This window comes from Falsiroseomonas sp. RANM36, assembly GCF_056682175.1.
This window is the reverse complement of the sequence record NZ_JBWXTD010000005.1, coordinates 61977-69818: the sequence shown is the minus strand read 5'-3', so window position 1 is coordinate 69818 and position 7842 is coordinate 61977. Positions and strand designations below refer to the sequence as shown.

The 7842-nt window shown below is 71.9% G+C and carries 10 protein-coding genes; 3 read left to right on the top strand and 7 right to left on the bottom strand.

Annotation, left to right across the window (positions count from 1 at the left end; all coding sequences use genetic code 11):
* Positions 1-54: 54 nt before the first annotated feature.
* The 3 genes from rplI to rpsF are packed head-to-tail and all read right to left on the bottom strand — an operon-like array spanning position 55 to position 1413.
* Positions 55-627: a 50S ribosomal protein L9 gene (gene rplI / locus AC1MIR_RS18260; protein ID WP_480029623.1), complete on the bottom strand. Its 573-nt coding sequence runs from the start codon at positions 625-627 to the stop codon at positions 55-57.
* An 18-nt stretch (positions 628-645) separates the two neighbouring features.
* Entirely contained in the window at positions 646-933 is a 288-nt protein-coding gene (rpsR, locus tag AC1MIR_RS18255) for a 30S ribosomal protein S18 (RefSeq protein ID WP_480029622.1), read from the bottom strand.
* A gap of 6 nt (positions 934-939) precedes the next feature.
* Positions 940-1413 (bottom strand): 30S ribosomal protein S6, encoded by a 474-nt coding sequence (rpsF, locus tag AC1MIR_RS18250; protein WP_480029621.1) that lies wholly within the window; start codon positions 1411-1413, stop codon positions 940-942.
* A gap of 259 nt (positions 1414-1672) precedes the next feature.
* On the opposite strand from rpsF, the gene AC1MIR_RS18245 reads away from it, so the two are divergent.
* From AC1MIR_RS18245 to fabG, 3 genes are all read left to right on the top strand, one after another.
* Positions 1673-3322: a B12-binding domain-containing radical SAM protein gene (locus AC1MIR_RS18245; protein ID WP_480029620.1), complete on the top strand. Its 1650-nt coding sequence runs from the start codon at positions 1673-1675 to the stop codon at positions 3320-3322.
* A gap of 84 nt (positions 3323-3406) precedes the next feature.
* Positions 3407-4366, top strand: a complete 960-nt coding sequence (gene fabD, locus AC1MIR_RS18240) for an ACP S-malonyltransferase (protein WP_480029619.1) — start codon at positions 3407-3409, stop codon at positions 4364-4366.
* 13 nt (positions 4367-4379) lie between these two features.
* Positions 4380-5120: a 3-oxoacyl-[acyl-carrier-protein] reductase gene (fabG, locus tag AC1MIR_RS18235; protein ID WP_480029618.1), complete on the top strand. Its 741-nt coding sequence runs from the start codon at positions 4380-4382 to the stop codon at positions 5118-5120.
* Positions 5121-5162: 42 nt separating this feature from the next.
* Here the strand turns inward: fabG and AC1MIR_RS18230 are convergent, their stop codons facing one another.
* The 4 genes from AC1MIR_RS18230 to AC1MIR_RS18215 all read right to left on the bottom strand — a co-directional run bounded on the left by AC1MIR_RS18230 (position 5163) and on the right by AC1MIR_RS18215 (position 7743).
* Complete coding sequence (locus AC1MIR_RS18230; RefSeq protein ID WP_480029617.1) at positions 5163-6098, bottom strand: Hint domain-containing protein; 936 nt, start codon at positions 6096-6098, stop codon at positions 5163-5165.
* Between the two features lie 123 nt (positions 6099-6221).
* Complete coding sequence (locus AC1MIR_RS18225) at positions 6222-6710, bottom strand: hypothetical protein (RefSeq protein ID WP_480029616.1); 489 nt, start codon at positions 6708-6710, stop codon at positions 6222-6224.
* A 45-nt stretch (positions 6711-6755) separates the two neighbouring features.
* A complete protein-coding gene (locus AC1MIR_RS18220) occupies positions 6756-7526 on the bottom strand; it encodes a hypothetical protein (RefSeq protein WP_480029615.1) in 771 nt (256 codons plus the stop codon).
* A 64-nt stretch (positions 7527-7590) separates the two neighbouring features.
* Complete coding sequence (locus AC1MIR_RS18215) at positions 7591-7743, bottom strand: hypothetical protein (RefSeq protein ID WP_480029614.1); 153 nt, start codon at positions 7741-7743, stop codon at positions 7591-7593.
* Positions 7744-7842: the final 99 nt, after the last annotated feature.

Below are 7842 nucleotides of genomic sequence, written 5' to 3'. Positions count from 1 at the left end.
CGCGATCTGCTCCAGCCGCCCCTTCAGCACGGCAAGCGTGACGGGGTCGAGATCTCAGCGATCCATCGCGGAGCCGAGCTCGGCGAGCTCGGCGGCCAGCTCGGCCTCCAGGCTCTCCGCCTCGGACTGCTCGGCGGCGCGGATATCCTCGCCGCGCGCCTGCTTGTCGGCCTCTTCCTGCGAACGCGCCACGTTCACGCCCACCGGGATGATCACCTCCGGGTGGAGCTCGACGCGCACCTGGGTGATGCCGGTCGTCTTGATCGGCTGCTCCAGCAGCACCTGGCTGCGGTCCACCGTCAGGCCGCCCTGCGCCTTGCAGGCATCCGCGATGTCGCGCGAGGTGACGGAGCCGTAGAGGCTGCCGCTCTCGCCCGCCGCGCGGATGATCACCACGGCAAGCCCGAAGACGCGCTCGGCGACGCGCTCGGCCTCCTCGCGGCGCTTGATGTTCTGCGCCTCGAGCTGGGCGCGCTCCTTCTCGAAGCGGGCCAGGTTCTCCTTGCTGGCGCGGATCGCCTTGCCCTGCGGCAGCAGGAAGTTCCGCGCGTAGCCGGGCTTCACCTTCACCCGCTCGCCCATCTGGCCGAGCTTCTCGACGCGCTGCATCAGGATCAGTTCGATCATGGTCCTATGCTCCCCGGATCAGTCGTTGATCACGTAGGGCAGCAGCGCGAGGAAGCGGGCGCGCTTGATCGCGTTCGCCAGCTCGCGCTGCTTCTTCGCGCTGACCGCGGTGATGCGGCTCGGCACGATCTTCCCGCGCTCCGACAGGAAGCGGGAGAGCAGGCGGACGTCCTTGTAGTCGATCTTCGGCGCGTTCGGGCCGGAGAACGGGCAGGACTTCTTGCGCCGGTAGAAGGGCCGGCGGGCGCCCACGGCCGGGCGGCGCCCGGCGGGGCTGGTGGCGGTGTCTTCAGTCGCGTCGGACATCGTGGCTCACTCCCCGTCCATGCCCATGTCCATTTCCTCGCGCGGGCGCGCGCGGAATTCCTCGCGGTCGTCGCGATCGCGCCCGCCGCCACGGCCCGAGCTGAAGCGCCCGGCCGGGCGCGGGCCGCGGAAGCCGCGCTCGCGCTCGCGGTCGTCGCCGCGGCGGGCGAGGATGGCCGACGGCCCCTCCTCGATCTCCTCGACGCGGATCGTCAGGGTGCGCAGCACGTCCTCGTGCAGGCCGAGCTGGCGCTCGGCTTCCTGCAGCGCCGCCGGCGGGGACGACACGCCGAGCAGCATGTAGTGCGCCTTGCGGTTCTTCTTGATCTTGTAGGCCAGGCCGCGCAGCCCCCAGTATTCGCGCTTGCGCACCTCGCCGCCGCCGGCCTTGAGCGTCTGCTCGACCTGGTCGGCGATGGCCTCGACCTGCTGTTGCGTGACGTCGTTGCGTGCCAGCAGCACGCATTCGTAAAGCGGCATCCTGTCTCCCCTCTGGCTGGCTCAGCCCCAATGCCGACGGGTGCCGGTCACTGTCCTGACGCAGCCCGGGCCAAGCCCTGGGTTGCGCAAGCGGGCATAGCCGGGACCGATGCCTCGGGTCCCGGCAGGGAAGGCGGGCGTATAGGGCGGGCCGGGGGTGCAGGGCAAGGGCGGATCGGCGCGCGGCCTTTTTCGCTGGCGCGGCGCCCAAGGCCCCTGTAGCCCGGACCCGCCGACCATCACAGCGCAGGAGCGTTGCATGCCCGCGCCGCTCTCCGCCCGCCGCGTCCGGGCCCTGATGGTGCATCCCCGGTTCAACCCGGGCTCCTTCTGGAACTACACCGCGACCTGCGAGCTGCTCGGCGCGAAATACCCCGCCCCGCCGCTCGGCCTGATCACCGTCGCCGCCATGCTGCCCCCGCACTGGGAGATCCGGCTGGTGGACCGCAACACCGCCGAGCTGCCCGACGCGGCGATCGCCTGGGCCGACATCGTGATGACCGGGGGGATGCTGCCGCAGCAATTCGACACGCTGCAGGTGATCCATCGCGCCCGGGCGCTCGGCAAGCCGGTGGTGGTGGGCGGGCCGGACGTCACCTCCTCGCCGCATGCTTATGCCGCGGCCGAGTTCCGCGTGCTGGGCGAGGCGGAAGGCATCCTCGACCGCTTCGTCGCCGCCTTCGAGGCCGGCGCGCCCGGCGGCACCTTCGAGGCCGAGCGGTTCAAGGCCGACGTCACCGCCACCCCGACCCCGCGCTTCGACCTGCTGCGCCTGGCCGACTACACCAATCTCTCCGTCCAGTTCTCCCGCGGCTGCCCCTTCACCTGCGAGTTCTGCGACATCATCGAGCTGTACGGCCGGGTGCCGCGCACCAAGACCGCGGCGCAGGTCCTGGCCGAGCTCGATGCGCTGCGCGCGCTCGGCTACCGGGGCCATGTGGACTTCGTGGACGACAACCTGGTCGGCAACAGGAAGGCGCTGAAGGCCTTCCTGCCGGAGCTGATCGCCTGGCAGAGGCGCCACGGCCACCCCTTCGAGTTCTCGACCGAGGCCTCGATCAACCTGGCCGACGACGCCGAGCTGCTCGAAAGCCTGCGCCAGGCCAATTTCTTCCTGATCTTCATCGGCATCGAGAGCCCGAACCCCGAGACGCTGCGCCTGATGCAGAAGAAGCAGAACACGCGGCGCAGCATCCCGGATTCGGTGCGCCGCGTGCAGCGCGCGGGCATCATCGTCATCGGCGGCTTCATCGTCGGCTTCGACGACGAGGCGGCCGGCGCCGGCGAGGGCATCGTCCAGCTCATCGAGGACGCCGCCATCCCGGTCGCCATGGCGGGCCTGCTCTACGCGCTGCCCGAGACGCAGCTCTCCCGCCGGCTGGCGCGGGAAGGGCGGCTGCACCCGGGCGGCGACGTGGTGAACAGCAAGGGCCTGCTCGGCGACCAGTGCACCTCCGGCCTGAACTTCGACACGAAGCGCCCACGCCGGGAGGTGCTGGCGGACTACCGGGAGGTGGTGGCCCGCGCCTACACGCCGGAGGCCTTCTTCGGCCGCCTTGGCCGCGCCGCGCTCAACCTCGGCCTGAAGCCGCCCGCGGGCCGCATCGCGCCGCGCGACCTGCCGCGCGATGCCCTGCGCTTCGCCCGCGTCGCCCTGGCGCTGACCCGGGCCGGCAAGGCGGAGCGGCAGGCATTCTGGGGCATGATCGGCACCCTGCTGCGCCGCAATCCCCGCGCGCTGAAGCCGGCGATCACGGTCGCCGCGCTCTACACCCATCTCGGCCCCTTCTCGCGCTACGTGATCGGGACCATCGACGAGCAGATCGAGGAGGTGGCGAGCGGACGCTGGCAGCCGCCGGTGCCGGTGCCGCTGCTGGCGCCGCCGGCGGAAGCCGAGGCGGCGCGCTGAGCGGGGCCGCACGCGCCCCTTGACGCCCCCCCTCCCCGCGCCCTAGGCCGCCCGACCTTCCCCAGCCAGCATCACGGTACCGTCATGGCGCTCGCCTTCACCTTCCCCGGCCAGGGCTCCCAGGCTCCCGGCATGGGCCGCGACCTCGCCGCCGCCTTCCCCGCCGCCCGCGAGGTGTTCGAGGAGGTGGACGAGACCCTGAAGCAGAAGCTGTCCCAGCTGATGTTCGAGGGGCCGGCGGAGGAGCTGACGCTCACCGCCAACGCCCAGCCCGCGCTGATGGCGGTCTCCCTCGCCGTGCTGCGGGTGATCGAAAAGGAAGGCGGCTTCGCGCTGCGCGACAAGGTCGCGCTCGTCGCCGGCCATTCGCTCGGCGAATACGCCGCCCTCGCCGCCGCCGGCACCTTCGACCTCCCCACCGCCGCCCGCCTGCTGCGCCTGCGCGGCGAGGCGATGCAGAAGGCGACGCCGCCCGGCACCGGCGCCATGGCCGCGCTCCTCGGCGCCGAGCTCGACCAGGCCCGCGGGATCTGCGCCGCCGCCGCCACCGACCCGGAGACCGGGAAGACGGAGGTGGTGGAGGTCGCCAACGACAATGGCGGCGGCCAGATCGTCGTCTCCGGCGCCGCCGCCGCGGTGGACCGCGCCATCGAGAAGGCGAAGGAAGCGGGGGTGAAGCGGGCGATGAAGCTGCCCGTCTCCGCCCCCTTCCACTGCGCGCTGATGGCGCCGGCCGCCGATGCGATGGCCGAGGCGCTGGAGCGCGCCACGATGCGCGCCCCCGCCGTGCCCGTCGTCGCCAACGTCACCGCCGCCAAGGCCACCGACCCGGCCGAGATCCGCGACCTGCTGGTGAAGCAGGTGACCGGCACGGTGCGCTGGCGCGAATGCATCCTGGCGATGGCCGCCATGGGCTGCGACCGCTTCGTCGAGATCGGCAGCGGCAAGGTCCTGACCGGGCTGATGAAGCGGCTGGCGCCGGACGCGAAGGCCGAGGCCGTCGGCACGCCCGCCGACATCGAAGCCTTTCTCAAGTCGCTCTGAAGGGGGACCGACCATGTTCGACCTGACCGGCAAGGTCGCCCTCGTCACCGGCGCGACCGGCGGCATCGGGGAGGCGATCGCCAAGGCGCTGCACGCCCAGGGCGCGACCGTCGCCATCACCGGAAGGCGCGAGGCGGAACTGGCGCGCGTGGCCGAGTCGCTCGGCGGGGCGCGCGTGATCGTCGCCCCGGCCGACCTGACCGATCCCGCCGCGCCGGCCGCGCTGGTGGAGAAGGTGGAGGCCGAGGCCGGCAGCCTCGACATCCTGGTCAACAATGCCGGCTTCACCCGCGACATGCTGGCGCTGCGCATGGGCGACGCCGACTGGAACGCCGTGCTGGAGGTGGATTTGAACGCCCCCTTCCGCCTGGCGCGCTCCGCGCTGCGGGGGATGATGAAGAAGCGCTGGGGCCGCGTGGTCTCCATCGCCTCCATCGTCGGCGTCACCGGCAATGCCGGCCAGGCCAACTACGCCGCCGCCAAGGCCGGGCTGATCGGCATGAGCAAGTCGCTGGCGCAGGAGGTCGCGACGCGCGGCGTCACGGTCAACGTCGTCGCGCCCGGCTTCGTGAAGACCGCGATGACCGACGCCCTGCCGGAGGCCGCGCGCACCGCGCTGCTCTCCCGCATCCCGACGCAGAAGATGGGCAACCCCGAGGACGTCGCCGCGGCGGTGGTCTATCTCGCCAGCCCCGAGGCCGGCTGGGTCACCGGCCAGACCATCCATGTGAATGGCGGGATGGCGATGTTCTGAGGCCGCCCGGGGCCGGCGACCGGCCCCGGGATCGGCGCCCGCTCAGGCCACGCGCCGCAGGACGCCGGCCGCGACGAGGCTTTCGACCACGGCCGGAATCCGGGCGGCGATGCCGTCCCGGATGGAAGCGAGTTCGGGTCCGCCATGCAGCAGCGGCGCGCAGGGCGTGGCGGGGCCGGCCGCATAGGCATCGGGCGCCGCGTCCACCCGCAGCAGCGCCTGCGGCGCGTTAGCGAACCAGGCGCGGTTGCCGCAGTCGAGCCAGCTTTCCGCCGGCACGCCTTCCGCGAGGACGACGTCGTGGCATTCCAGTTCGATGTGGAAATACTGCACGGAGAAGTGGTGAAGCTCCTGCACGATGGAGACGCCGTTCTCCAGCAGCCGCGCAGGCACCAGCCGGCCGTCCAGCAGCAGGCAATGGTCGGGGGAGACGAGCAGGTCGCGGCCCGGCGCGTTGTCGCCCAAGGCGCCCGCGCGGATGCGGATGGGCGCGAGGGCACGCAGCCTCTCCTGACTGTCGAGTTCGACATGGCGCCGCCCGATCCAGAGCACGGGGCGGTGGGCGGTGGCCGCGTCGGCCAGGGTGCGCACGCAGTCCCCGGCCCTGAGCGCCTCCACCGGGACCGGCCCCCGATCGGTCTCGATCAGCGTGCCCGCGGCGAAGCAGACGGTGAAGGGGTCCGTGCTGATCGTGAACTGCTCACCGGGGGCGACCGGCGAATTCGAGTAGTAGAGGAAACTTGACCCGGTCTGCGCCAGAAATCCGTCAGCGTACCACCCGACAAAAGTATTTGTGAAAGTAAAACCAGAAAGGGTGAAGGTGATGGTTTCCCCGGGTTCGTATGTCGTGCTCGACGGGTCGGAATCGGTGGTCGCGACGTCGAAGGGCTGGCCGCCGTTGGGGAAGTTGCCGGTAAACGTTCCGGTGGCGCTGTCATATGCCCCGCCTATCCGAAAGGTCGTGTCAAATGTGGCCATGAGCTACCTCCGCTCGCGGATTGATCGGAACATCGGAGGCGGGTTCTCCGTCACGGAGCACCCCGCCCGAATTGGGGGAGCCGACGCGGCAGCCGGGTGCCGGCCGCGCGGGCGGCCTCGGGGTCAGCCACCGAACACCACGGCGTCCACGATCTCGTAGCGCTCGGGGCCGAAGGTCACGAGGGTGGCGTCGCCCTGCCGGCGCGCCGCGAAGCTCCAGCCGGCCGAGCCGTCCGCCTGGGCGCTGTCGGCGCCGATCGCGCGCCCGCCCTCGAAGAAGATCATCCGCTTCCGGCCATCCGGCTTGGTCACGACCACGGTCGCGGTGCCGCCCTGCTCGCGCGCCACGCCCATCGCGCACTGGCTCATCGGCTGCCCGGCGGCGGCGCAGGGGATGTTGCTGGTGGCGTCGAAGCGGCCCTGGCCGGCACGCTCCGACGCGCTGCCGGTGCGCGAGGGCTGCGGCCGAACATGAGCGGGCGCAGGGGCGGACGCAGGGGCGGGAGCGGCGGCGGCGGGCGCCGTAGCCTGTGCCGCAGGGGGCTGCGCCGGGGCGCAGGCGGCGAGGCCGAGGCCGAGGGCTGCGAAGGCACCGAAGGGGCGAAGCTGCATGGCGTGGTTCCTTTGCATGAAGGGATCGGGACGCGCGCCGCGCGCTCAGCCGCCCGTCATCACCGCTTGCGGGATCTCGAAGCGTTGGTTGCCGATGCGGACATGGTAGAGATCCGCCTCGTGCCCGACCGTCATGCGGACATCGCCATCCGCCTGGGACTGGTCGAAGCTCATCGGCGTATTGTCCTCGAAGAAGATCACGCGGTTGCCGCCATCGGGCCAGAACACGGTGATGCGGCCATTCCCATGGCCCTCCCGCACCACGCCGAAGCGGCAGGATCCCATCGGCTGGCCGCGGTTGCGGGCGCAGGGGATGTTGCCGGTGGCGTTGAATTCGGTGCCGCTCACGCGCGCATCCGCGGAGGGCCGCGCCGGCGCGGCGGCATGCGGCGCGCCGCCGGTCACGGCGAGGCGGATCGAATAGTTGGCGCTCTCGCCACGGCGTGCCGCCGCGGGGATCATGTACACTTGCACCACGTAGTCGCCGGAATGGGCGGTGCGGAACTCCACCTGGTTGCCGCTCGTCGAGCCGATGAAGAACGCGGCGTCATGGCCCGGCCGCTTGCCCGGCTCGAAGACGTTGAAATAGACCGAGGTGGCGCGGGAGGAGAGATGCACGTTCATCATCTGCCCCTGCCGGACGCCGAGGCGGTATTCCACGCTCTCACGGCCCTGGATGTGGCCGTTGATGGTGGCCTCGCTGGCGCCGCGCTCGAAATGCACGCGGACATGGCGAACGGGATCGTCCGCCGCGGCCGGCGGCACCTGGGCGAACAGCAGCAGGCTTGCGCCCAGCAGACCTGCGATCAGACGCATCGCATCGCTCCGTCAGGACAGGGGATCCGCCGTGCCGCGGGGGCGCGGCACGGCGAGGCCGGCGTCAGCGCCCGCAATTCGAGGCGGCGACGTTCTCGACCGTCTGGTAGCGGCCCTGGTTGGTCACCACCCGGACGCAGGCGCCGGCAGGGTGCGACCAATAGGCGGTGAGGCCCTGCGTGCGCGCCAGCGTGTAGCCGCGCGACTGCAGTCCCATCTCGCCACTCGACCCGCGCGCCCCCGCCAGATCGGCCACGCTGGGCGCGGCCTGGCTGGCGGGCGCCCCCCGGGGGCGGGGCGCCCCCGGGGCCGCGGG

Excerpts from the sequence above, each read along its gene's own strand:
- rplI (WP_480029623.1), bottom strand. The coding sequence starts at position 627 with ATGATCGAACTGATCCTGATGCAGCGCGTCGAGAAGCTCGGCCAGATG.
- rpsR (WP_480029622.1), bottom strand. The coding sequence starts at position 933 with ATGTCCGACGCGACTGAAGACACCGCCACCAGCCCCGCCGGGCGCCGC.
- rpsF (WP_480029621.1), bottom strand. The coding sequence starts at position 1,413 with ATGCCGCTTTACGAATGCGTGCTGCTGGCACGCAACGACGTCACGCAA.
- AC1MIR_RS18245 (WP_480029620.1), top strand. The coding sequence starts at position 1,673 with ATGCCCGCGCCGCTCTCCGCCCGCCGCGTCCGGGCCCTGATGGTGCAT.
- fabD (WP_480029619.1), top strand. The coding sequence starts at position 3,407 with ATGGCGCTCGCCTTCACCTTCCCCGGCCAGGGCTCCCAGGCTCCCGGC.
- fabG (WP_480029618.1), top strand. The coding sequence starts at position 4,380 with ATGTTCGACCTGACCGGCAAGGTCGCCCTCGTCACCGGCGCGACCGGC.
- AC1MIR_RS18230 (WP_480029617.1), bottom strand. The coding sequence starts at position 6,098 with ATGGCCACATTTGACACGACCTTTCGGATAGGCGGGGCATATGACAGC.
- AC1MIR_RS18225 (WP_480029616.1), bottom strand. The coding sequence starts at position 6,710 with ATGCAGCTTCGCCCCTTCGGTGCCTTCGCAGCCCTCGGCCTCGGCCTC.
- AC1MIR_RS18220 (WP_480029615.1), bottom strand. The coding sequence starts at position 7,526 with ATGCGTCTGATCGCAGGTCTGCTGGGCGCAAGCCTGCTGCTGTTCGCC.
- AC1MIR_RS18215 (WP_480029614.1), bottom strand. The coding sequence starts at position 7,743 with ATGGGACTGCAGTCGCGCGGCTACACGCTGGCGCGCACGCAGGGCCTC.